The organism is Mycobacterium sp. E3247 (assembly GCF_001667785.1).
Lineage (GTDB): Bacteria > Actinomycetota > Actinomycetes > Mycobacteriales > Mycobacteriaceae > Mycobacterium.
Genome location: NZ_LZJG01000567.1, coordinates 1 through 23,463 on the forward strand (window position 1 = coordinate 1; position 23,463 = coordinate 23,463).

Here is a 23,463-nt window from a genome sequence, read left to right on the forward strand (position 1 = left end):
GGCCGGCAAGCTCCGCGTCGAGCACCGGCAGGCCTCGCTGGAGGAGCTGGGCCGGCTCGCCGACCCCCCGATGACGAAAGACGCTGTCGCCGGCCGCATTAGGCGGCTGCTGTCGATGGCCGATCGCAAGGCGAAAATCGAGGGCATCCCGGACACCGAATCGGCGGTGACTCCGGATTTGCTGGAAGACGCGTAACCGGTAGCGTCAATCGCTGTTCGCGACGGGTGGGTGGGGGCTACGGTCGGGTGATGAAGCGGCTTTCGAGCGTTGATGCGGCGTTTTGGTCGGCCGAGACCGCGGGCTGGCACATGCATGTGGGCGCACTGGCGATTTGCGACCCGAAGGATTCGCCGGAGTACAGCTTCCAGCGGCTCCGCGAGTTGATCGTCGAGCGGCTGCCCGAGCTGCCGCAGCTGCGGTGGCGGGTCACCGGTGCGCCGCTCGGGCTGGACCGGCCGTGGTTCGTCGAAGACGAGGAGTTGGACATCGACTTCCACATCCGGCACATCGCCGTGCCGGCGCCCGGCGGCCGCCGCGAGCTGGAGGAATTGGTGGGCCGGCTGATGTCCTACAAGCTGGACCGTGCCCGGCCGTTGTGGGAGATGTGGGTGATCGAGGGCGTGGAGGGCGGCCGGGTCGCGTCGCTGACCAAGATGCACCACGCCATCGTCGACGGCGTCTCCGGCGCCGGCCTGGGGGAGATCCTGTTGGACGTCACGCCGGAACCGCGCCCGCCGCAACGGGAAACAGTCGGTTCGCTGGTGGGCTCACGGATTCCGGGCATCGAACGGCGGGCGGTGGGCGCGCTCATCAACGTCGGAGTCAAGACGCCCTTCCGCATCGCCAGGCTCGTGGAGCAAACCGTGCGCCAGCAGATCGCCGCGCTTGGCGTGAGCGGCCGGCCCCCACGGTATTTCGAAGCCCCCAAGACCCGGTTCAACGCGCCCGTGTCCCCGCACCGGCGGATCACCGGCTGCCGTGTCGAGCTGGCCCGGGCCAAGGCCGTCAAGGACGCCTACGGTGTCAAGCTGAACGACGTCGTGCTGGCGCTGGTGGCCGGCGCCGCCCGGGAGTACTTGCAGAAGCGTGGTGAGCTGCCCGCCAAACCGCTCATCGCCCAGATCCCCGTCTCGACCCGCACCGACGACGACAAGGATGACGTCGGCAACAAGGTGAGCTCGATGACCGTGTCGCTGGCCACCGACGTCGACGACCCCGCCGAGCGGCTGCGGGCCATCCACGAAAGCACCCAGAACGCCAAGCTGATGGCCAAGGCGTTGTCGGCGCACCAGATCATGGGCCTGACCGAGACCACGCCGCCGGGGTTGCTGCAGTTGGCCGCGCGGGCCTACACCGCCAGCGGGCTGTCGCGAAACCTGGCGCCTATCAACCTGGTTGTCTCGAATGTGCCGGGCCCGCCGTTCCCGTTATACATGGCCGGCGCCAAGCTGGATTCGCTGGTGCCGCTCGGTCCGCCGGTCATGGACGTCGCCCTGAACATCACCTGCTTCTCCTACACCGACTACCTGGACTTCGGTTTCGTGACGACGCCCGAGGTGGCCAACGACATCGACGACATGGCGGACCGGATCGAGCCGGCGCTCACCGAGCTCGAGAAGGCGGCCACGCGGGAGTGAGCTAGCGGCGATCGCGAGCGCGGCGTAGCCGGGCGAAGTCGGGTCGCCGCCGTCAGCATTGGCGGCGATCGCGAGCGCGGCGTAGCCGGGCGAAGTCGGGTCGCCGCCGTCAGCGTTCTCTGCCAAGGTCTGCGCGCGCTCCTCATCCCTGCGCGCGGAACAGCTGTGGGACTTTATGCCCTATCCGCGACTCGGCGTGCGGCCATAATTAGAACAAGTTGCAGAACGGCTATTAATGCGCCTGTCCAGCGAAAACAACAAAATACTCGATCAACATCGCAACGTGCTCTAGTCCTCTGACTAAGTCCGCACGGGTGGAGGTAGCAGTGACGACCATTCAAGAAGTCGATGCCCAGTCCGTTCTGGCCGCCATCGACGACTTGCTGCCCAAGCTGCGGCAGCGGGCGCAGGAGACCGAGGAGCTGCGGCGGCTGCCGGACGCCACCGTCAGCGAACTGCAGGAAATCGGTTTCTTTCGTCTGCTGCAACCGGGGCAGTGGGGCGGGATGCAGTGTGATCCGACGGTGTTCTTCGAGGCCGTCCGGCGCCTGGCCAGTGCGTGCGGGTCGACCGGGTGGGTGGCGTCGATTCTGGGCGTGCACAACTGGCATGCGGCACAGTTCGACCAGCAGGCCCAGCACGACGTATGGGGCGAGGACGCCAACGTGCGCATCTCCTCCTCATATGCCCCCATGGGTGCGGGCCAGGTGGTCGACGGTGGTTATCTGGTCAATGGCTCGTGGAACTGGTCGTCGGGTTGCGACCATGCCACGTGGACCTTCGTCGGTGGCCCGGTGATCAAGGACGGCCAGCCGGTCGACTTCGGCAGCTTCCTGATCCCCAAAAGCGATTACCGCATCGACGACGTCTGGCATGTCGTCGGCCTGAAGGGCACCGGCAGCAACACCCTGGTCATCAGGGACGTGTTCGTGCCCCGGCACCGGTTCCTGTCCTACAAGGCGATGAACGACCACACCGCCGGCGGTTTGGTGACCAACACCGCCCCGGTCTACCAGATGCCATGGGGCACCATGCATCCCACCACGATCACTGCACCCATCGTCGGCATGGCATACGGCGCCTATGAATCCCATGTCGAGCATCAAGGCAAGCGGGTGCGCGCGGCGTTCGCGGGGGAGAAGTCCAAAGACGACCCCTTCGCCAAGGTCCGTATTGCCGAGGCGGCCAGCGATATCGACGCCGCGTGGCGGCAGCTGATGGGCAACGTCGGCGACGAGTACGCGTGTCTGGTGGCGGGCCGGGAGGTCCCGTTCGAGCTGCGGGCCCGGGCCCGTCGCGACCAGGTGCGCGCCACCGCCCGCGCGGTCGCCTCGATCGACCGGCTGTTCGACGCCTCGGGCGCCACCGCGTTGGCCAATAGCGCTCCGATTCAACGGTTTTGGCGTGATGCGCACGCCGGCCGGGTGCACGCCGCCAACGATCCCGAGCGGGCCTACCTGATCTTCGGCAACCACGAATTCGGGTTGCCACCCGCCGACACGATGGTCTAACTCAACGCTGGTCTGACTCGCAGAGGAGCCACCGATGACCTGCCCACATCTTCCCCCCGGATTCGACCCGACCGACCCGGACATCTACGCCGAGCGACTGCCCGTCGAGGAGCTCGCGGAACTCCGCCGCAACGCACCCATCTGGTGGTGTGACCAGCCCATCGGCAAGGGCGGCTTCAACGACGGCGGCTTCTGGGTGGTGACGAAACACAAGGACGTGAAAGAGGTCTCGCTGCGCAACGACGTCTTCTCCAGTTGGCTCAACGGTGCCATTCCCCGCTTCGCCGACGACATGAGCCGCGAGGACATCGACTTGCAGCGGCTCGTCCTGCTCAACATGGACCCGCCGCACCACACTCGGCTGCGCAGGATCATCTCCCGCGGGTTCACGCCGCGCGCGATCGGCCGGCTGCGTGACGAGCTCAACGAGCGGGCCCAGGCCATCGCCAAGGCCGCTGCCGCCGAGGCGTCCGGCGATTTCGTCGAGCAGGTGGCGTGCGAACTGCCGCTGCAGGCCATCGCCGAGCTGCTTGGCGTGCCGCAGGAGGACCGTACCAAGCTGTTCCGGTGGTCCAACGAGATGACCGGCGCCCAGGATCCCGAGTACGCGCATATCGACCCCAAGGTGTCGTCGGCCGAGGTGCTGGCCTACGCCATGAAAATGGCCGAGATCAAGGCCCGCGATCCCGGCGACGACATCGTGACCACGCTGATCCAGGCGGACATCGACGGCGAGAAGCTCTCCGACGACGAATTCGGGTTCTTCGTGATGATGCTGGCGGTCGCCGGCAACGAGACCACCCGCAACTCGATCACCCAGGGCATGATGGCGTTCGCCGACTTCCCCGACCAGTGGGAGCTCTACAAGAAGGAGCGCCCGGAGACCGCGGCAGACGAGATCGTCCGGTGGGCCACCCCGGTCACCGCATTCCAGCGCACCGCCAACCAGGACACCGAGCTGTCCGGGGTGAAGATCAAGGAGGGCCAGCGGGTGTTGATGTTCTACCGCTCGGCCAACTTCGACGAGGACGTCTTCACCGATCCGTTCAGGTTCGACATTCTTCGAAACCCCAACCCGCACGTCGGGTTTGGCGGCACCGGCGAGCATTACTGCATCGGCGCCAACCTGGCCAAGTTGACGATCAACCTGATGTTCAACGCCATCGCCGACCACATGCCCGACCTCACGCCCCTCGCAAAACCGGAGCGCATTCGGTCGGGTTGGCTCAACGGCATCAAGCACTGGCAGGTCGACTACACCGGCGGGTGCCCCGTCGCGCACTGAATGGCGCGACTATTGGCGCTGTGCAACCTTAGGCCGCAGGTTCTCTTCCACCTCGGTGCGCCAGTGCTTGTTCGCGGCGGTGGTGTCGACCTCATACTCGAAGCGGTCGGTCATCTGAGGCGTGACATCGGCGGCATCCAGATAGAACTGCTGATACCAGCGGCGCAGCTGATAGACCGGGCCGTCCTCTTCGACCAGCAACGGGTTTTCGATTCGCGTCTTGTGCTTCCAGATCTCGACATCCTGCAGGAAGCCCATGGTGACGCCCTCGGTGAAGGCTTTGGACAGCTTGTCGGTGGCGTCCTCGTCCATGCCTTCGGGCTTTTGCACGATGACGCCCCACTGCAGCATGAAGGAGTTCTGCGTGACGGGGTAGTGGCAGTTGACGAGGATCGTTTCCACCTTGTAGCCGCCGTAGCTGTTGTGCAGCCAGTTGATCATGAACGACGGGCCGAAGTAGGAGGCCTCGGAGTCCAGCGTCTGTTGGCCGGTGTAGTGCGAGCCGCCGAGGTGCACATCGGGCCGGCCGACGGTGCGCAGGTACTGCGAAGCGATGTGGCCCTCGAAGACATTCTTGAAGTACGTCGGGAAGCCATAGTGGATGTAGAAGAAATGCGCCATGTCGACGATGTTGTCGACGATCTCGCGGCAGTTCGAACCCTCGATGAGCTGACTGCTCCACCGCCAGTCGGTCCATGCGTCGCTGGCGGCCTCGGGGATGTCGGGAATCTGCAATTCCGGTGCGGGCGGGTTGCCCTCGTGGTCGTGCCAGACGAACAACAGCCCGTTGTGCACCTCGGTGGGCCAGGAGCGCGTGCGCGCCATTCGTGGACTGCGCTTGGCATACGGCACCTCTTTGCACCTGCCGTCGCCGCCCCACCGCCAGTCGTGAAACGGGCACGCGACGGTATCGCCCTTGACCACGCCCTGCGACAAGTCCCCGCCCATGTGCCGGCAGTAGGCGTCGAGGACGTGCAGATTGTGTTCGGTGTCGGCGAAGACGACAAGCTTGGTGCCGAAGATATTGACCGGGTGGGGCTTGCCGTCCAGGAAGTCCTTGACCACGCCCAGGCAGTGCCAGCCGCGAGCGAACCGGGTCGGCAACGTTCCGACGTCGATCTCTCGGACGCCGATGCCAGCGGTATCGATGCTCACTTCACGCCTCCAGTAGCTCACCGGCCGAACTAGAACACGTTATAGTTTCCGCCCGTGGCTGCGGCGTGGATGCAGGCTAAAGCCCCTAGATATGTGACTTATTGCCCTAGTGGTGAAGCCTTACTGGGCCAATCGCCGGCGTTATCCGGGTTCGTCGTCGTCGGCGTCTTCGAGGAGTCGTTCGGGGTGGTGGTAGGTGTTGGTGCGGGGTTGGCCGCGGTCGAGGTGGGGTGGGGGGATCCATTCGGTTTCGCCTCGGGCGTTGGTGCGGGTGGTCCAGCCGTGTTCGGCGAGTCGGTTGTCGGGTCCGCAGGCCAGGGTGAGGTCGTCGATGTCGGTGCGGCGGGTGGTGGTCCAGCCTGTGACGTGGTGGACCTGGCTGTGGTAGGCCGGGGCGTCGCAGCCGGGCTTGGTGCAGCCGCGGTCCTTGGCGTAGAGCATGATTCGCTGCGCAGGCGAGGCCAGTCGCTTGGTGTGGTAGAGCGCCAGCGACCGGCCCTTGTCGAAGATCGCCAGGTAATGGTGGGCGTGGGTGGCCCAGCGGATCACATCCGACATGGGTACCAGGGTGCCGCCGGCGGTCAGCGCCTTGCCGGCGGCCGCCTCGAGGTCGTGCAAGGTGGTGGTGACCACGATCGACACCGGCAACCCGTTGTGTCGGCCCAGCTTTCCCGAGGCCAGCAGGCCGCGCAGCCCGGCCAGGACGGCGTCGTGGTTGCGCTGGGCCACCGATCGGGTGTCGCGGCGCACGGCGTCTTCGTCGGGGGTGTCGTCGACGATCGGGGTTTCGTCGTCGGGGTTGCACACTCCGGGGCGGCGAGCTTGGCCAGCATGGCCTCGATCGCGGCGCGCAGCTCCGGGGTCACCAGCCCGTTCAGCCGTGACATGCCATCGCACTCCTGGGCGCCCAACGTGATGCCGCGTTTGCGGGCCCGCTCGGCGTCGCTGAAGTCCCCGTCGGGGTGCAGCCAATCCATCACCCGCTGGGCGTATTTCGCCAGCTCGTCGGGGCGATAGCCGGCGGCCTTGCCGGCCAGGTCGGCCTCGGCGGCCTGGCGGGTCAGCGCGTCGACCTCGGCCGGCAGGTGGGTGAAAAAGCTGCGGATCACCTTGATGTGTCCGTCGCCGATCAGCCCGGCGCGCTGCCCGGCGGCGGTCGCGGAAAGCCGCGGCGCCAACGGCTCACCGGTCAACGCGCGGCGCTCACCCAGGTCGTGGGCCTCGGCGATGCGCCGGCCGGCCTCGGCTTTGGTGATGCGCAACCGGTCGGCCAGCCCCACACGCAGCGAACCGCCCAACTGCTCCGGGCTGGCCTGGGCGTCGAGCTGGTTGATCAACGCGTGCTGAGGCGCGCGCAGCTGGCGGGCCACCCGCTCCACCCGCTCCAGGGCAGCCAACCGCTCCGGGGTGGTCAGCACGTCAAAAGACAACCCGCACAGGCGGTCCGCATCGCAATCGAGCGCGTCGATGACCTCGACGATCTCCTCACGACTACTGCCACCCATACCCCAAACCCTAGAAACACCCACCGACAAAAAACGCCACGTTGTGACCACAGAAACCAAAGTGACACAAGGGATTTGCGAGAGCGCACCAGCGGCCCGCTAGCCGCGGGCGGGGCGGGTTCGTCGTGTAGATCCAGGACAGGAACCGCGCGAGAGCGCACGAGCGGCCCGCTAGTCGCGATCGGGCGGGGTTGTCGCGTACACCCAGGACAGGAACCGCGCGACGGCCTCCGCGGACCGATGCGCACGGGGCGAGCTGAAGATGTCGAAAGCGTGTTGCGCGCTGGGCAATTCGGCGTAGGCGACCGGGGACTTAGACACCGCGCGCAGCTCCTCGATGAACTCCTGGGCTTCGCCGACGGGGATCAGGGAGTCGTCGCGGCCGTGCAGGACGAAGAACGGGGGCGCGTCGGCGTGCAGCCGGCGGATCGGCGAGGCGTCGATGTAGACGTCGCGGTGCGAGCTGAATCCCCGCTTCACCACGAACTTTTCGAGCAGCGAGATAAACTCGGGACGACCCTCGCCTTGGGTGGAGAACCAGTCGTAGCGGCCGTAGATCGGGACCGCGGCCGCCACCGACGTGTCGGCGTCCTCGAAGCCGGGCTGGAATGACGGGTCGTTGGGGGTCAGCGCCGCCAGCGCGCACAGGTGCCCGCCCGCGGAACCGCCGGTGACGGCGACGAATTCGGGGTCACCGCCGTAGTCGGCGATGTTCTCCTTGACCCAGGCCAACGCCCGCTTGACGTCGACGATGTGGTCGGGCCAGGTGTGGCGGGGCGAGACGCGGTAACCGATCGACACGCACACCCACCCGCGGGCGGCCAGGTGGCTCATCAGCGGGTAGGCCTGTGGCCGGCGCATCCCGATCATCCAGGCGCCTCCGGGCACTTGGAGCAGCACGGGAGCCTTGGCGTCGCGCGGCAGGTCGCGGCGGCGCCAGATGTCGGCGAGGTTGGCGCGGCCGTTCGGGCCGTAGGACACCACGTTGGTCTTCTCGACGTAGCGCCGGCGCGCCACCGTGTTGCCCAGGGGCAGGCTGCGCCGCCCGCTGCGGGTGGGTTTGGCGTGGGGCAGGTCGTTCAGCGCCTCGGCGTAGTCGTGGCCGAGCTGCTCGCGCAGGCCCGCCTCCAGCACCGGGCCCGGGGTGGTGATGCCGCGGTAGCGGATCACTCCCAGGATCGCCCACGACGCCGCGGTCATGGCCAGCGCCGCCTTGCCGCGCCGTCCCGCGAAGTGGCCCAGCCGCGCGCGCCGCACTGCGTCCAGCAGCGAGACGGAGAAGTAGATGCCGGGCACCTCCGACGTCGGCCAGCCGAACCAGAAGACCAGCACGGTGCTGTAGCCCTTGCGGGCCAGCGGCCGTAATCCATTGGCGGCGTTGGCCAGTTCGAGCGCGGCCCGCGCCAATGGGCGGGGGCGCACCAAAGGACGCACCAGGCGGCGCGGCAACCGGCGCATCAGCCCTTGACCCGCGACTGCAGTTCGTTGCGCTGGATCTTGCCGGTGCTGCCGCGGGGGAGTTCGTCCAGCACGGCGATCTCGCGGGGCACCTTGTAGTTGGCCAGGTTTTCCCGGACGTGTTGTTTGAGGGCCTCGGGTGTGGCCTCCTTGTCGAGGGAAGCGCCCGGGCTCAACACCACGAATGCCGCCAGCCGCTGCCCGTACTGCTCGTCGTCGACGCCGATCACCGCGGCCTCGGCCACGTCGGGGTGGGCCGCCAGCGTCTTCTCCACCTCGATCGGGTAGACGTTCTCGCCGCCGGAGACGATCATCTCGTCGTCGCGACCCACGACGAACAATCGGCCGGCGTCGTCCAGGTAGCCGACGTCGCCCGACGACATGAAGCCGGCGTGGAAGTCTTTCGTGGTGCCCGACGTGTAGCCCTCGAACTGGGTGTCGTTGCGGACGTAGATGGTGCCGACCTCGCCGGTGGACAGCTCGTTGAATTCGCTGTCCAGGATCCGGATTTCGGTTCCGCCCGCGGCCCGGCCCGCGGTGTCGGGTGCCGCGCGCAGGTCGGACGGGGTGGCGGTGGCGATCATGCCGGCCTCGGTGGCGTTGTAGTTGTTGTAGATCACGTCGCCGAATTCATCCATGAACGCGATGACGACATCGGGCCGCATGCGCGAGCCGGACGCGGCCGCGAAGCGCAATGACTTGCAGCTGTACCGCTTTCGCACTTCGGGCGGCAGTTCCATGATGCGATCGAACATCACCGGCACCACCGCCAGACCGGTCGCCTGGTTCCGGTCGATGAGGTCCAGCGTCGCCTCCGGGTCGAACTTGCGCCGGGTGACCACCGTGCACGCCATCGACGCCGCGAAGATCAACTGCGAGAAGCCCCAGGCGTGGAACATCGGCGCCACGATCACCACCGTCTCCTCGGCGCGCCACGGCGTGCGGTCGAGGATGGCCTTGAGCGTGCCGATGCCGGCGTTTCCGCCGGTTTGGTTGGCCCCCTTGGGGGTTCCCGTCGTGCCGGAGGTCAGCAGAATCATCCTGCCCTTGCGGTCGGCGCGTTCGGGCTGGCGGCCGGCGTGCTCGGTGATGAGCTTCTCGACGGTCAGCTCGTGGCCGCCGTCGGTCCAGGCCACGATGCGGGTGGCGTCCGGCTTGTCGGCCAGCGCGCGGTCCACCGTCTCGGTGAACTCCTCGTCGTAGACGACGGCGTCGACGCCTTCGCGGTTGACCACCTCGGCCAGCGCTGGCCCGGCGAAGGACGTGTTGAGCAGCACGACGTCCGAGCCGATCCGGTTGGCGCCCACCACCGCCTCGACGAACCCGCGGTGGTTGCGGCACATGACCCCGACGACCTTGGGAGTCCCCGAGGGCAATCCCTGCAGCGCCGCGGCGAACGCGTTGATCCGCTCGTCGAGCTGGCGCCAGGTCAGGGTGCCGAGTTCGTCGACCAGGCCCGCCCGGTCCGGGCAGCGTTGGGCCGCGGTGGCAAAGCCCACGGTCATCCCCATGCCCTCGCGGCGCATGGCCGCGGCCATCTTCAAGTAGCGGTCGGGCCGCATCGGCGCGATCATGCCGGCGCGCCTCAGGGTCGTGATGATGCCGACGGCGTCGTTGACGGGACCAAGGAGGGAAGCCACGGCTCAGCCGAGTATCGGGAAGCGTCGCTTGGCGGCCAGGTCTGTGAGGGCCTGCTGCATCACCGACCGCACGTGCTCGTCGACCTCGTCGACGTCCGGGTCGTCACCGAACTCGGCGGCGATGTCAATCGGCTCGAGCACCTGGGTGACGATCTTGGTGGGCAGCGGCAGGTTGGGCGGGATCACGGCACTGAATCCGAAGGGGAAGCCGAACGACAGCGGCAGGATGGCGCTGCGCAGGAGGCGCTTGACCCCCAGCCGCTCGGCCAGCCAGGTGCCGCGTGACAGGTAGAGCTGCGTCTCCTGCCCGCCGATGGACACGGCGGGCACGATGGGAACGCCCGTCTCGATCGCGGTCCTCACGTATCCCTTGCGGCCGTTGAAATCGATGACGTTCTCCGAGAGCGTCGGACGGTAGGCGTCATAGTCGCCGCCGGGGAAGACGATCACGACCCCGCCGGACCGCAGCGCTTGGGCCGCGTTCTCCCGGTTGGCGCGGATGTATCCGGTGCGCCGGAAGAACTCGCCGGTGGGGCCGGTCATCAGGATGTCGTGGCTCAGCGTGTAGACCGGCCGGTCGTAGCCGAACTTCTCATAGAAGTGGACGCTGAAGATGGGGACGTCCATCGGGAACATGCCGCCCGAGTGGTTGCCGACGACCAGCGCCCCGCCGGGGGGGAACGAATCCAGGCCGCGCACCTCCGACCGGAAATAGGCCTTGAGGGCGGGGCGCATCACGCCCATCAGGCGCTGGGTCAAGACGGGGTCGAATTTGCCGATGTCGCCGGCATCGGGGCGATCGTTGTCGGTCACGTTCCTCCCTAGACGCTCCCGCGAGGCCGCTCGAGTGTGGGGGCCGCGTCGCGTTTCTCGATGGTAGCGATCGGGGTACAACCGCCGTCATGGTGCTTATCTCTTTTCGCTGTCCGGGGATATGGTGCCGTCCGGTCGCGGACGCTATTGTTACGACGCCCTAAGTGAAAATCTCGAGAAGCGGGGAGCCGATGGATGTTGCCGGTTTGTCCCACGAGCGCGGCGCCCGGCGCAGCGTCGGCCTCCGTGAGCGGCGCGCTCGTGCGCCCCACGCCGGCGTGGCCCGCCCCGAATCGGGTCGCCCCGCCCCGGGCCCCTCGCCGTCCGCCGACCGGCGCGCGGCCGCCGTGGATCCGGGCGCCCCGGATGCGGCGGATCATCGGCAGGCCGACTATTTCCTCCGGCTGCTCTCGCAGAACCGCAGGCTCATCGAGCAGCGGATCGACGACTATCAGAAGGCGATCGCCACCGCGCAGGCCAACGGCGACGTCGATGCCGTCTGCAACCTTCGGCGCATGGCGCGGATCGAGGAACAGGACCGCGAGAACCTGGACGCCATGCTCGAGAAGCTGCGCCACCGTTTCGCCCGCCGGGCTCCGGGTCAGCCGCCGGCGCCCGCCCCGCGACCGCGCAGCGCGATCCGCTAGCGCGGCATCAATTCACCGGCGGCGCAGCGGTTCTCGCCGCTCGTGCGGCAGCCCGAGGGTGGGCCGCCCCGAATCGGCCCCGCCCGCATCGCCGTCCCGATACATTTGACGGGCCAACTGGTTCTGCCGACACCGAACGAGGCCGCCCATGGGATTCATGACCCCGGACATTCCCGACGTCGACCCCCAGAGCTGGCCCGGTTTGCCGCGATCGACCAGGCGGCAGATCATGACCCGGCACTGGGTCGAACACGGCTTCGGCTCCCCGTACGCGGTCTACCTCTTCTACATCGTCAAGATCGCGGTGTACGTCGTCGGCGCCGCCGCGGTGATCTCGCTGACGCCGGGCCTGGGCGGGCTCGGGCGCATCGCCGACTGGTGGGCGCAGCCGATCGTGTATCAGAAGGTGGTCATCTTCACGCTGCTGTTCGAGATCCTGGGCCTGGGCTGCGGATCGGGGCCGCTGACCGCGCGGTTCTGGCCGGTATTCGGTGGCTTCCTGTATTGGTTGCGGCCCAACACGATTCGCCTGCCCCCGTGGCCCGACAAGATCCCGCTGACCGGTGGCGACAACCGCACCGTCGTCGACGTGGCGCTCTACCTGGTCGTGCTGGTCTCGGGCGCCTGGGCGTTGCTCTCGCCCGGGCGAGGTGGGCCGGTGACCGCCGGCGGCGACGTCGGCCTCATCGATCCCGTCCTGGTGGTGCCGACCATTGTCGCGCTGGCCCTGCTCGGGCTGCGCGACAAGACCGTCTTCCTCGCCGCCCGCGGCGAACACTACGGGCTGACCCTGCTGGTCTTCTTCTTTCCCTTCACCGACCAGATCGCCGCCTTCAAGATCATCATGCTGGCGCTGTGGTGGGGAGCCGCGACGTCGAAACTCAACCACCACTTCCCGTACGTCGTGGCGGTGATGATGAGTAACAGCCCGGTGTTGCGCAGCAGGGCGTTCAACTGGTTCAAGCGCAGGCTCTACCTCGACCCGATAAACGACCTGCGCCCGTCGTGGGTGCCCAAGGTGATGGCCCACGTTGGCGGGACGACGGCGGAATTCTTGGTGCCCTTGGTCCTGGTCTTCTTCGCCGACGGGCACCGGTGGGCGTGGTTTCTCATCGCCTTCATGGTCCTTTTCCACCTCAACATCACTTCCACGATTCCGATGGGAGTTCCGTTGGAGTGGAACGTGTTCTTCCTGTTCTCGCTGTTCTACTTGTTCGGCCACTATGCCGGCGTCACGGCCCTCGGCCTCAGCTCACCGCTGCTGCTGGTCATCCTGATCGCCGCGCTCGCGGTGGTGCCGATCGTGGAAAACCTGTTCCCCAAGCAGATTTCGTTCCTGCCGGCGATGCGCTATTACGCCGGAAACTGGGCCACCAGCCTGTGGTGCCTGCGCGCGGGCGCTGAGGACAAGATCGACGCGGCCATCACCAAGCCCGCGGCGCTGGTCCCCAAACAGCTTGCGCGGCTTTACGATCCGAACACCGCCGAAATGATGATCGACAAGTTGATGGGCTGGCGGTCCATGCACACGCACGGGCGGACGCTCAACGGGCTGGTGGCCCGCGCCCTCGACGGGCTGGATGAGGCGGACTACAAGCTGCGCGACGGTGAGATCATCGCCGGGCCGCTGATCGGATGGAACTTCGGCGAAGGCCACCTGCACAACGAGCAGTTGCTCGCGGCGGTCCAGCGGCGCTGCGGGTTCGACGAGGGCGACGTCCGGGTGATCATTCTGGAAAGCCAGCCGATCCACGTCCAGCGCCAGGAGTACCGCATCGTCGACGCCAAGACCGGCGTGATCGAAGGGGGCTACGTCGACGTGGAAAGCATGCTGGCCCGCCAGCCCTGGCCGGAGCCCGGCGACGAGTACCCCGTGCAGGTCACCACGCGACGCAGCGCCCTATGACCAGGGCGGTGGTGGTCGGCGCCGGCCCCAACGGCCTGGCCGCGGCAATCCACCTGGCGCGCAACGGCGTCGACGTGCAGGTGTTGGAGGCGAGCGACACCGTGGGCGGGGGAGCCCGGTCGGGCGAACTCACCATGCCGGGGGTTATCCACGACCACTGCTCGGCGTTTCACCCGCTGGGCGTCGGTTCGCCGCTGTGGAAGCAGATCGACCTCCAGCGCCACGGGTTGCAGTGGAAGTGGCCGGAGGTCGACTGCGCGCACCCGCTCGACGACGGCACCGCCGGCGTGCTCTACCAGTCGATCGAGGAGACGGTGGCCGGCATGGGGTCCGACGGCCCCCGATGGCGGCGGGCGATCGGTGACCTGGCGTCGGGATTCGACGAGCTGGCCGAGGATCTGCTCGGCCCGGTCCTGGGTGTCCCGCGGCACCCGATGCGGCTGGCCGGCTTCGGGCCGCGGGCGTTGCTGCCGGCCACCACCATGGCCCGCTGGTTTCGCACCGAGCAGGTGCGGGCGTTGTTCGGCGGCTCCGCCGCGCACATCTACACCCGGCTGGATCGCCCGCTCACCGCGTCGCTCGGGCTGATGATCCTGGCCAGCGGGCACCGCTACGGGTGGCCCGTCGCCGAAGGGGGGTCGGGCTCGATCACCCAGGCGCTCGCCGCCGCGTTGACGGAGCACGGCGGCACCATCACCACGGGCGTGCGGGTCGCCGGCCGCAAAGACATTCCCGGCGCCGACATCGTCATGCTCGACCTCAGCCCCGCCGCGGCGCTCGCCATCTACGGCGACGCGATGCCCGGCCGGATCCGGCGGTCGTACCGGCGCTATCGGGCGGGCTCGTCGGCGTTCAAGGTCGACTTCGCCATCGAGGGCGACATCCCGTGGACCAACCCCGATTGCGCCCCGGCCGGCACCGTGCATCTCGGCGGCACGTTCGCCGAGATGGCGGACACGGAACGCCAACGCGCGCAAGGGAAGATGGTCGACCGGCCGTTCGTGCTGGTCGGCCAGCAGTACCTGGCCGACCCGTCCCGCTCGGCGGGCAACGTCAACCCGATCTGGGCGTACGCCCACGTGCCGTTCGGCTACGACGGCGACGCCGCCGCCGCCGTCGTCGCACAGATCGAGCGGTTCGCGCCGGGCTTCCGCGACCGCGTCCTCGCCACCGTCAGCAAGGGCACCGCCGATCTTCAGGCCTACAACGCCAACTTCGTCGGCGGCGACATCATCGGCGGCGCCAACGACGGCCTCCAGGTCATCTTCCGGCCCCGCATCGCCGTCAATCCCTATACGCTCGGCGTACCGGGCGTCTACCTGTGCTCGCAGTCCACGCCGCCGGGGGCGGGCGTCCACGGCCTGTGCGGTTACCACGCCGCGGAGTCGGCGCTGAAGTGGCTGAACAAGCCGCGCCGCGGCTGATGTCACATTGGTCGCGGGAACCGGGGCGGCAACCGCGCAGGTTGCTGATCTAGGCTGACCACGAGCGCGTAATCAGCGGACTCAGTAAAGACATCGTCAAGACAGGGAGAGATCAGTGACGGTCCGAGTAGGCATCAACGGCTTCGGTCGAATCGGACGCAACTTCTACCGGGCCCTGCTGGCCCAGCAGGAGCAGGGCACCGCGGACATCGAGGTGATTGCGGTCAACGACATCACCGACAACCACACACTGGCGCACCTGCTCAAATTCGACTCGATCCTGGGCCGGCTGCCCTACGACGTCAGCCTGGAAGGCCAGGACACCATCGTGGTGGGCCCGCACAAGATCAAGGCGCTCGAGGTCAGAGAGGGCCCGGCGGCGTTGCCCTGGGGTGACCTGGGCGTCGACGTGGTCGTGGAATCCACCGGGCTGTTCACCAACGCGGCCAAGGCCAAGGGCCACCTGGACGCCGGCGCCAAGAAGGTCATCATCTCGGCGCCCGCCACCGACGAGGACATCACCATCGTGCTCGGCGTCAACGACGACAAGTACGACGGCAGCCAGAACATCATCTCCAACGCGTCGTGCACCACGAACTGCCTGGCCCCGGTGACCAAGGTGCTGCAGGACGAGTTCGGCATCGTCAAGGGCCTGATGACCACCGTTCACGCCTACACCCAGGACCAGAACCTGCAGGACGGCCCGCACAAGGACCTGCGCCGGGCGCGGGCGGCGGCGCTGAACATCGTGCCGACCTCGACCGGCGCGGCCAAGGCGATCGGCCTGGTGATGCCCGAGCTGAAGGGCAAGCTCGACGGGTACGCGCTGCGGGTGCCGATCCCCACCGGCTCGGTGACCGACCTCACCGTCGAGCTGGCCAAGTCCGCCAGCGCCGACGGGATCAACGCGGTGTTCAAGGCCGCCGCCGAGGGCCGGCTCAAGGGCATCCTGAAGTACTACGACGCGCCCATCGTGTCCAGCGACATCGTCACCGATCCGCACAGCTCGATCTTTGACTCCGGGCTGACCAAGGTGATCGACAACCAGGCCAAGGTGGTGTCCTGGTACGACAACGAGTGGGGCTACTCCAACCGCCTCATCGACCTGGTCGCGCTGGTCGGCAAGTCGCTGTAAGCCCAAGCAGTCGTGACGATTCCAACTCTGAAAGACCTGCTGGCCGAAGGGGTTTCGGGTCGGGGTGTGCTGGTGCGCTCCGACTTGAACGTCCCGCTCGACGACGGTGCCATCACCGACCCGGGCCGGATCACCGCATCGGTGCCGACGCTGCGGGCGCTCGTCGACGCCGGCGCCAAGGTGGTGGTCACCGCGCACCTAGGCCGGCCGAAGAACGGGCCCGACCCGAAGCTGTCGCTGGCGCCGGTCGCCGCGGCGCTCGGTGAGCACCTGGGCCGGCACGTGCAGCTGGCCGGTGACCCCGATCGTTCCCCAGTCGGTGGCGACGCCCTGGCCCGCGCCGAGGGGCTGACGGACGGCGACGTCCTGCTGCTGGAGAACATCCGCTTCGATCCGCGGGAAACCAGTAAGGACGACGGCGAGCGGCTCGCCCTCGCTCGCGAACTCGCCGAATTGGTCTCGCCCGGGGGGGCTTTCGTCTCCGACGGGTTCGGGGTGGTGCACCGCAAGCAGGCCTCGGTGTACGACGTGGCCACGCTGCTGCCGCACTATGCCGGCACCCTGGTGGCCGACGAGATCCGGGTGCTCGAGCAGCTGACCAGCTCGACCACCCGTCCGTACGCGGTGGTGCTCGGCGGGTCGAAGGTGTCCGACAAGCTCGGCGTCATCGAATCGCTGGCCACCAAGGCCGACAGCATCGTGATCGGCGGCGGGATGTGCTTCACCTTCCTCGCCGCGCAAGGGTTTTCGGTGGGGAAGTCGCTGCTGGAAGAAGAGATGGTCGACACCTGCCGCCGACTGCTGGACACCTACGTCGACGTGCTGCGGCTCCCGGTGGACATCGTGGTGGCCGAGAAGTTCGCCGCCGACTCGCCGCCGCAAACGGTGGCGGCGGACGCCATCGGGGACGACGTGATCGGGCTGGACATCGGACCGGGATCGGTCAAACGCTTTGCGGCCCTGCTGTCGAACGCCGCGACCATCTTCTGGAACGGCCCGATGGGCGTGTTCGAGTTCCCGGCGTTCGCCGCGGGCACCCGCGGCGTCGCCGAGGCCATCGCCGCGGCGACCGGCAAGGGCGCGTTCAGCGTGGTCGGCGGCGGTGACTCCGCGGCCGCGGTGCGCGCCCTGGGCATCCCGGAGGGCGACTTCTCGCACATTTCCACCGGCGGCGGCGCGTCGCTGGAATACCTTGAGGGTAAGACACTTCCGGGCATCGAGGTGCTTGGGGAGCCGCAGCCGGGTGGAGGGGACGCGTGAGCCGCAAGCCGCTGATCGCCGGCAACTGGAAGATGAACCTCAATCACTTCGAGGCGATCGCGTTGGTGCAGAAGATCGCGTTCGCGCTGCCTGACAAGTACTACGACAGGGTGGACGTCACCGTCCTGCCGCCGTTCACCGACCTGCGCAGCGTGCAGACCCTGGTCGACGGCGACAAGCTGCGGCTGACCTACGGCGGCCAGGACCTGTCCCAACACGACTCGGGCGCCTACACCGGCGACATCAGCGGCGCCTTCCTGGCCAAGCTGGGCTGCAGCTTCGTCGTGGTCGGGCACTCCGAGCGGCGCACCTACCACAACGAGGACGACGCGCTGGTGGCCGCCAAGGCCGCCGCGGCGCTCAAGCACGAGCTGACCCCGATCGTGTGCATCGGCGAACACCTGGACGTCAGGGAGGCGGGCAATCACGTGCCGCACTGCGAGGAGCAGTTGCGCGGCTCGCTGGCCGGCCTGTCCGCCGAGCAGATCGCCAAGGTCGTCGTCGCCTACGAGCCGGTCTGGGCCATCGGCACCGGACGGGTGGCCAGCGCGAGCGACGCCCAGGAGGTGTGCGCGGCCATCCGCGCGGAATTGGCCTCGCTGGCCTCGCCGCAGGTCGCCGAGTCCGTGCGGGTGCTCTACGGCGGCTCGGTGAACGCTAAGAACATCGGCGAACTGATCGCCCGCGACGACATCGACGGGGCCCTGGTCGGCGGGGCGTCGCTAGACGGTGAGCAGTTCGCGACGCTGGCGGCGATCGCCGCCGGCGGGCCCCTTCCGTAGGGCGGACCGGCTACCCCGGTAAGCTCTCCGTCATGGAGTTGGCCCTGCAGATCACCCTGGTGGTCACCAGCGTGCTGGTGGTGTTGCTGGTGCTGCTGCACCGTGCCAAGGGTGGCGGCCTGTCGACGCTGTTCGGCGGCGGTGTGCAGTCCAGCCTTTCCGGCTCGACGGTGGTGGAGAAGAACCTGGACCGGTTGACGCTGTTCATCACCGGCATCTGGCTGGTCTCCATCATCGGGATGGCTCTGCTGATCAAGTACCGGTGACCCGTCGGCGGGCGGACCACGTGATCCGCACCGATACTGGGACACATGGTTGACGTTTCCGACATCGCGCTGGAACCGATCGGCGCCGTGCAACGGACGCTGGTCGGTCGCGAGGCGACCGAGCCGATGCGTGCCGACATCAGGCTGCTGGGCACCATCCTCGGCGACACCGTGCGCGAGCAGAACGGGGACGAGGTTTTCGAGCTCGTGGAGCGCGCCCGGGTGGAATCGTTCCGGGTGCGCCGCTCCGAGATCGACCGGGCCGACCTGGCGCGCATGTTCGACGGCATCGACATTCACCGAGCGATCCCGGTCATCCGCGCATTCAGCCACTTCGCGCTGCTGGCCAACGTGGCCGAGGACATCCACCGGGAGCGCCGCCGCGCGATCCACGTCGCCGCGGGCGAGCCGCCGCAGGACAGCAGCCTGGCCGCGACCTACGCCAAACTCGATGGCGCCGAACTCGATTCGGCCACGGTGGCGACCGCGCTGCGCGGGGCCCTGATCTCCCCGGTGATCACCGCCCACCCCACCGAAACCCGGCGGCGCACCGTCTTCGTCACCCAGCACCGGATCACCCAACTGATGCGGCTGCACGCCGAGGGGCACACCGAGACCGACGACGGGCGCAACATCGAGCGCGAGTTGCGCCGCCAGGTCCTCACCCTGTGGCAGACCGCGCTGCTCCGGTTGTCCCGGCTGCAGATCACCGACGAGATCGAGGTGGGGCTGCGCTATTACGCGGCCGCGTTCTTCCAGGTCATCCCGCAGGTCAACGCCGAGGTCCGGGACGCATTGCGGGCGCGCTGGCCCGATGCCGATCTGCTCGCCGCACCGATCCTGCGCCCCGGTTCCTGGATCGGCGGCGATCGCGACGGCAACCCCAACGTGACGGGCGACGTGGTGCGCCAGGCCACCGGCAGCGCCGCGTTCACCGCGCTGTCGCACTACTTGGCCGAACTCACCGCCCTCGAGCAGGACCTGTCGATGTCGGCCCGACTCGTCCCGGTCACACCCGGGCTGGCCGAATTGGCCGAGGGCTGCGGCGAGCAGGCCCGCGCCGACGAGCCGTACCGGCGGGCGGTGCGGGTGATCCGCTCGCGGCTCACCGCGACGGGCGCCGAGATCCTGGACCGCAGGCCGCAGCATGAGCTCGACCTCGGCCTGCCACCGTACGCGGCCCCGGCCGAACTGCAACGGGATCTCGACACCATCGACGAGTCCCTGCGCGCCCACGGCAGCGCGCTGCTGGCCGACGACCGCCTGGCCCTGCTGCGAGAAGGCGTGAGCGTCTTCGGTTTTCATCTCTCCGGTTTGGACATGCGGCAGAACTCCGACCTCCACGAGGAGGTGGTGGGGGAGCTGCTGGCCTGGGCCGGGGTGCACCCCGACTACAAATCCCTGCCCGAGGAGGAGCGGGTCGCGCTGCTGGAGGGCGAACTGGGCACCCGGCGTCCACTCATCGGTGACCGAGGGCAACTTTCGGACCTGGCCCGCAAGGAGCTCGAGGTCGTCAGCGCCGCCGAGCACGCCATCGGGCGCTACGGCCCGGCCGCCGTCCCGAACTATGTCATCTCCATGTGCCGCTCGGTGTCCGACGTCCTGGAGGTGGCGATCCTGCTGAAGGAATGCGGGCTGCTGGACGCCTCCGGGCCCGAACCCTATTGCCCCGTGGCCATTTCGCCGCTGTTCGAGACCATCGATGATCTGCACAACGGCGCGGCCATCGTGGACGCGATGCTGGCTCTTCCGCTGTACCGGGCGGTCGTCGACGCGCAGGGCGGATGCCAGGAGGTGATGCTCGGCTACTCCGACTCGAACAAGGACGGCGGTTACCTGGCATCCAGCTGGGCGGTCTATCGCGCCGAGCTGGCCCTGGTCGAGGTGGCCCGCAAAAACGGAATTCGGTTGCGGCTCTTCCACGGTCGCGGCGGTACGGTCGGACGCGGGGGTGGGCCGAGCTATCAGGCCATCCTGGCGCAGCCGCCGGGCGCGGTGAACGGCTCGCTGCGCCTCACCGAGCAGGGCGAGGTGATCGCCGCCAAGTACGCCGAACCGCAGTCGGCGCGCCGCAACCTGGAAAGCCTGGTGGCGGCCACGCTGGAGTCGACGCTGCTCGACGTCGAGGGCCTGGGCGGCGCGGCCGAGCCGGCCTACGCCGTGCTCGACGAGGTGGCCACCCTGGCGCAGCGCGCGTACGCCGAATTGGTGCACGAGACACCGGGATTCGTCGACTACTTCACCGCCTCCACGCCGGTCAGCGAGATCGGCTCGCTGAACATCGGCAGCCGCCCGACGTCGCGCAAACCCACCTCGTCGATCTCGGACCTGCGCGCCATCCCCTGGGTGCTGGCGTGGAGCCAGTCCCGGGTGATGCTGCCCGGCTGGTACGGCACCGGGTCGGCCTTCGAGCAGTGGATCGCGGCCGGCCCCGAAAGCGAAGAGGAGCGCGTCGGGATCCTGAACGAGCTGTACGAGCGGTGGCCCTTCTTCCGCAGCGTGCTGTCCAACATGGCGCAGGTGCTGGCCAAGAGTGATTTGGGCCTGGCGGCGCGCTACGCGGAGCTCGTCGGGGACGAGGAACTGCGCGAACGGGTGTTCGGCAAGATCGTCGACGAGCACCGGCGGACCATCGCGATGCACAAGCTCATCACCGGTCAAGAGGATCTGCTCGCCGACAACCCCGCGCTGGCGCGCTCGGTGTTCAACCGCTTCCCCTACCTGGAGCCGCTGAACCATCTGCAGGTGGAGTTGCTGCGGCGGTACCGCTCCGGCGACGACGACGAACTGGTGCAGCGCGGCATCCTGCTGACGATGAACGGATTGGCGAGCGCGTTACGTAACAGCGGGTAGCGCCTCGACTAACCGTCCGTAAAGCGGGCCGTGTGCTGAACGATGCGCCAATACGCTGCCCCCGATGGGTGCTTCGGGGCTACCGCTTTGGCTCGTGCTTGTTGGTGTCGTCACCGTCGCCATCGCGATCGCGGTCGGGTGCATCAGCGTGGCGAATCGTACGCTCCGGCACGTCGGTAAAGAGCACAATCCGGCGATGTCGCCGTTCATCGCCGTAGTCGCGCTCGTCTACGGCGCCCTGGTGGGATTCACGGTGGTCGTGTCTTGGCAGCAGTTCTCCTCAGCCGAGGCGATCGTCGCCAACGAGGCGTCGGCGCTGACGACGATGTACCGGCAGACCGTCGCCATGCAGGAGCCGGAGCGGACACAGATTCAGCGGCTGCTGCGAACATACGCGACCGCCCTCGAAAACGCGGACCCGAACAAGCAGGCCAGCGACGGAAGTTCCGACAACGCGCGAACCGCCATCACGAAGATGTACCGCGTCATCGGCAATCAACCGCCGAACGTCGCTTCGAGCCACATCAACGCCGAATTCCTCAGCCAGTTGACCGTTCTGGCCTCCGACCGCACCCAGCGCATCATCGACACCAAGCCGCGCATACCACCGCTGCTATGGGGCGGTCTGGTGTTCGGCGCCGTTGTGTTGGTGGCACTCACCGGATTTCTGCGCCTGGGCAGCACTTTCGGTCACGCAATGGTGTCCGGCGCGATCGCGGTGCTGCTCGGTCTACTGCTGTGCATCATCTTCTCGCTGGACCATCCCATGTCGACCGAGCAGAAACTCACCTCCGCGCCGTTTCAGCACGCGCTGGAGGTGTTCGACGCGGTCGACCGGGCAACGTAGTTGGGCGTGGGCGACGTTGCACGTTACGTAACAGCGGTTTAGGGGCATTCCGGGGCGAAGGCCGGTGTCGCCGGCCGGCCGTCGACCGTTCGGGAGGGGTGCCATGTCGGACAGCGCATCCCCGGTCACGCCGGCCCAATTGGCCCAGAACACCGTCTTCGAACGACTCGCGCGAGTCGGGTTCGTCGTGAACGGGATACTGCATCTCATCGTCGGCTACCTCGCCATCCGTGTCGCGTGCGGCGATGGCGGCACCGCTGATCAGACCGGCGCCCTGGCGACGCTGGCGGCCAAACCAGGCGGCCCGCTCGCGCTCTGGATCGCCACGGCCGCCCTCCTGGCGATGGGCCTTTGGCGGCTTGTCGAAACCGCGCTGGGCCGATCGAGCGACCGTGAGTCGCAGCGTTCGTCGGATGCGTCCTCGCGGGCGAAGGCCTTGGGGCTGGCGGCGGTCTACCTCGCGTTCGCCTATTCCGCGTTCGGATTCGCCCGGGGCGCGGGCAGGCCGGCCGATCAACAGAATTCGAGCATGAGCGCGCGCCTCATGGCTACGACCGGCGGCACCATCGCGCTCATCGCGTGTGGCCTGGTCATCGTCGCGGTCGGTTGCTACCACGTCTACAAGGGCGCCAGCCGCAATTTCGTCGACGACCTGCAGGGCAAGTCGGGTGACCTGGTGCGGCGGCTTGGCATGGCCGGATACATCGGCAAGGGCATCGTGATCACCCTGACGGGCGCGCTGGTGATCGTCGCCGCGTGCCGCTCAGAACCGAAGAAGGCGACCGGGCTCGACGGCGCGCTGAAGACGCTGGGGGCCCAGCACTACGGGGCCGCGCTGCTGACCGTCGCCGGCCTGGGACTCATCACCTACGGGCTGTACAGCTTCGTGATGGCCCGGTCAACCAAGATGTAGCTGTAGCCCGCCTCAGCGGTTCCGCAGCCGGTCCAGCGCGCCGCGCACGGCGTTCTCCGTCATCGACAGCGGCGTCATCATCGTCTCGCCCACCTTGACCATGCCGTCGATGCGCCCGACGATCGCCTCCACCGGCTCGACCAGAACGATCAGTCGCCTCGCCAGGTCGTCCAGCCGCGACAGCGTGCCGTCCAGGTGGTCAAGCCCGCTTTCCATGCGCTCGACCGTGGCGTTCAGGTTGGACAGGGACGCGTTCAGCTCTTTCATGGTGGTGCTCAGGCCATCGAGGACGTCTTCGACCTGCTCCACGGTCTTGTCGGCATTCAGTGCAGCCTGGGTGAGAGTTTTGAGCCGGTTCCGCTCTTGCCCGCCGCGCACGGTTCTGTCTGCCATGACCGTCATTATCACCCGGGACAATCCGGGCC

The 23,463-nt window shown here is 67.9% G+C and carries 19 protein-coding genes and 1 pseudogene; 14 read left to right on the forward strand and 6 right to left on the reverse strand.

Features of this window, described 5'->3' with window-relative positions:
* The 4 genes from whiA to A9X04_RS29050 all read left to right on the forward strand — a co-directional run.
* A partial coding sequence (gene whiA / locus A9X04_RS29035) for a DNA-binding protein WhiA (RefSeq protein ID WP_067928528.1) occupies positions 1 to 196 on the forward strand: 196 nt, incomplete at its 5' end.
* Positions 197 to 249: 53 nt separating this feature from the next.
* Positions 250 to 1,638 (forward strand): wax ester/triacylglycerol synthase family O-acyltransferase, encoded by a 1,389-nt coding sequence (locus tag A9X04_RS29040; protein ID WP_067928583.1) that lies wholly within the window; start codon positions 250 to 252, stop codon positions 1,636 to 1,638.
* Between the two features lie 326 nt (positions 1,639 to 1,964).
* A complete protein-coding gene (hsaA, locus tag A9X04_RS29045) occupies positions 1,965 to 3,149 on the forward strand; it encodes a 3-hydroxy-9,10-secoandrosta-1,3,5(10)-triene-9,17-dione monooxygenase oxygenase subunit (RefSeq protein ID WP_067928531.1) in 1,185 nt (394 codons plus the stop codon).
* A 34-nt stretch (positions 3,150 to 3,183) separates the two neighbouring features.
* A complete protein-coding gene (locus tag A9X04_RS29050) occupies positions 3,184 to 4,434 on the forward strand; it encodes a cytochrome P450 (protein WP_067928532.1) in 1,251 nt (416 codons plus the stop codon).
* Positions 4,435 to 4,443: 9 nt separating this feature from the next.
* Here A9X04_RS29050 and A9X04_RS29055 read toward each other — a convergent pair whose 3' ends face one another.
* The 5 genes and pseudogenes from A9X04_RS29055 to A9X04_RS29075 form a co-directional block, all read right to left on the reverse strand.
* Positions 4,444 to 5,589 (reverse strand): Rieske 2Fe-2S domain-containing protein, encoded by a 1,146-nt coding sequence (locus tag A9X04_RS29055; protein ID WP_067928535.1) that lies wholly within the window; start codon positions 5,587 to 5,589, stop codon positions 4,444 to 4,446.
* A gap of 141 nt (positions 5,590 to 5,730) precedes the next feature.
* A pseudogene (locus A9X04_RS29060) lies at positions 5,731 to 7,094 on the reverse strand (HNH endonuclease signature motif containing protein).
* A 171-nt stretch (positions 7,095 to 7,265) separates the two neighbouring features.
* Positions 7,266 to 8,552, reverse strand: coding sequence for an alpha/beta hydrolase (locus A9X04_RS29065; RefSeq protein ID WP_067928538.1), 1,287 nt, complete (start codon positions 8,550 to 8,552; stop codon positions 7,266 to 7,268).
* Entirely contained in the window at positions 8,552 to 10,192 is a 1,641-nt protein-coding gene (fadD12, locus tag A9X04_RS29070) for an acyl-CoA ligase FadD12 (RefSeq protein WP_082975313.1), read from the reverse strand. Before fadD12 ends, A9X04_RS29065 begins: the two co-directional genes overlap by 1 nt.
* A 3-nt stretch (positions 10,193 to 10,195) precedes the next feature.
* Positions 10,196 to 10,936: a lysophospholipid acyltransferase family protein gene (locus A9X04_RS29075; RefSeq protein WP_156764591.1), complete on the reverse strand. Its 741-nt coding sequence runs from the start codon at positions 10,934 to 10,936 to the stop codon at positions 10,196 to 10,198.
* Between the two features lie 233 nt (positions 10,937 to 11,169).
* On the opposite strand from A9X04_RS29075, the gene A9X04_RS29080 reads away from it, so the two are divergent.
* From A9X04_RS29080 to A9X04_RS29125, 10 genes are all read left to right on the forward strand, one after another.
* Positions 11,170 to 11,652 (forward strand): hypothetical protein, encoded by a 483-nt coding sequence (locus A9X04_RS29080; protein ID WP_231985845.1) that lies wholly within the window; start codon positions 11,170 to 11,172, stop codon positions 11,650 to 11,652.
* Between the two features lie 148 nt (positions 11,653 to 11,800).
* The gene (locus A9X04_RS29085; RefSeq protein WP_067928546.1) at positions 11,801 to 13,558 is read left to right on the forward strand and encodes a DUF3556 domain-containing protein; all 1,758 of its coding nucleotides are present in this window, start codon (positions 11,801 to 11,803) and stop codon (positions 13,556 to 13,558) included.
* The gene (locus A9X04_RS29090; protein WP_067928549.1) at positions 13,555 to 14,982 is read left to right on the forward strand and encodes an NAD(P)/FAD-dependent oxidoreductase; all 1,428 of its coding nucleotides are present in this window, start codon (positions 13,555 to 13,557) and stop codon (positions 14,980 to 14,982) included. Before A9X04_RS29085 ends, A9X04_RS29090 begins: the two co-directional genes overlap by 4 nt.
* Before the next feature lie 115 nt (positions 14,983 to 15,097).
* A complete protein-coding gene (gene gap, locus A9X04_RS29095) occupies positions 15,098 to 16,117 on the forward strand; it encodes a type I glyceraldehyde-3-phosphate dehydrogenase (RefSeq protein WP_067928550.1) in 1,020 nt (339 codons plus the stop codon).
* Between the two features lie 12 nt (positions 16,118 to 16,129).
* Positions 16,130 to 17,377 carry a phosphoglycerate kinase gene (gene pgk, locus A9X04_RS29100; protein ID WP_067928553.1) on the forward strand — a complete coding sequence of 416 codons (1,248 nt, stop codon included), beginning with the start codon at positions 16,130 to 16,132 and terminating at the stop codon, positions 17,375 to 17,377.
* Complete coding sequence (tpiA, locus tag A9X04_RS29105; protein ID WP_067928554.1) at positions 17,374 to 18,159, forward strand: triose-phosphate isomerase; 786 nt, start codon at positions 17,374 to 17,376, stop codon at positions 18,157 to 18,159. The genes pgk and tpiA overlap by 4 nt, the downstream gene beginning before the upstream one ends.
* A 32-nt stretch (positions 18,160 to 18,191) precedes the next feature.
* Entirely contained in the window at positions 18,192 to 18,425 is a 234-nt protein-coding gene (gene secG, locus A9X04_RS29110) for a preprotein translocase subunit SecG (RefSeq protein WP_067408932.1), read from the forward strand.
* A gap of 45 nt (positions 18,426 to 18,470) precedes the next feature.
* Complete coding sequence (ppc, locus tag A9X04_RS29115; protein ID WP_067928558.1) at positions 18,471 to 21,278, forward strand: phosphoenolpyruvate carboxylase; 2,808 nt, start codon at positions 18,471 to 18,473, stop codon at positions 21,276 to 21,278.
* Positions 21,279 to 21,342: 64 nt separating this feature from the next.
* Entirely contained in the window at positions 21,343 to 22,125 is a 783-nt protein-coding gene (locus A9X04_RS29120; protein ID WP_067928560.1) for a DUF4239 domain-containing protein, read from the forward strand.
* Between the two features lie 103 nt (positions 22,126 to 22,228).
* Positions 22,229 to 23,038, forward strand: a complete 810-nt coding sequence (locus A9X04_RS29125; RefSeq protein WP_067928563.1) for a DUF1206 domain-containing protein — start codon at positions 22,229 to 22,231, stop codon at positions 23,036 to 23,038.
* 12 nt (positions 23,039 to 23,050) lie between these two features.
* Here A9X04_RS29125 and A9X04_RS29130 read toward each other — a convergent pair whose 3' ends face one another.
* A complete protein-coding gene (locus A9X04_RS29130; RefSeq protein ID WP_067928566.1) occupies positions 23,051 to 23,440 on the reverse strand; it encodes an ATPase in 390 nt (129 codons plus the stop codon).
* Positions 23,441 to 23,463 lie beyond the last annotated feature (23 nt).

Excerpts from the sequence above, each read along its gene's own strand:
- secG (WP_067408932.1), top strand. The coding sequence starts at position 18,192 with ATGGAGTTGGCCCTGCAGATCACCCTGGTGGTCACCAGCGTGCTGGTG.
- A9X04_RS29090 (WP_067928549.1), top strand. The coding sequence starts at position 13,555 with ATGACCAGGGCGGTGGTGGTCGGCGCCGGCCCCAACGGCCTGGCCGCG.
- A9X04_RS29075 (WP_156764591.1), bottom strand. The coding sequence starts at position 10,936 with ATGGGCGTGATGCGCCCCGCCCTCAAGGCCTATTTCCGGTCGGAGGTG.
- A9X04_RS29085 (WP_067928546.1), top strand. The coding sequence starts at position 11,801 with ATGGGATTCATGACCCCGGACATTCCCGACGTCGACCCCCAGAGCTGG.
- A9X04_RS29040 (WP_067928583.1), top strand. The coding sequence starts at position 250 with ATGAAGCGGCTTTCGAGCGTTGATGCGGCGTTTTGGTCGGCCGAGACC.
- A9X04_RS29130 (WP_067928566.1), bottom strand. The coding sequence starts at position 23,440 with ATGACGGTCATGGCAGACAGAACCGTGCGCGGCGGGCAAGAGCGGAAC.
- A9X04_RS29065 (WP_067928538.1), bottom strand. The coding sequence starts at position 8,552 with ATGCGCCGGTTGCCGCGCCGCCTGGTGCGTCCTTTGGTGCGCCCCCGC.
- A9X04_RS29125 (WP_067928563.1), top strand. The coding sequence starts at position 22,229 with ATGTCGGACAGCGCATCCCCGGTCACGCCGGCCCAATTGGCCCAGAAC.
- ppc (WP_067928558.1), top strand. The coding sequence starts at position 18,471 with ATGGTTGACGTTTCCGACATCGCGCTGGAACCGATCGGCGCCGTGCAA.
- A9X04_RS29050 (WP_067928532.1), top strand. The coding sequence starts at position 3,184 with ATGACCTGCCCACATCTTCCCCCCGGATTCGACCCGACCGACCCGGAC.
- A9X04_RS29120 (WP_067928560.1), top strand. The coding sequence starts at position 21,343 with ATGGGTGCTTCGGGGCTACCGCTTTGGCTCGTGCTTGTTGGTGTCGTC.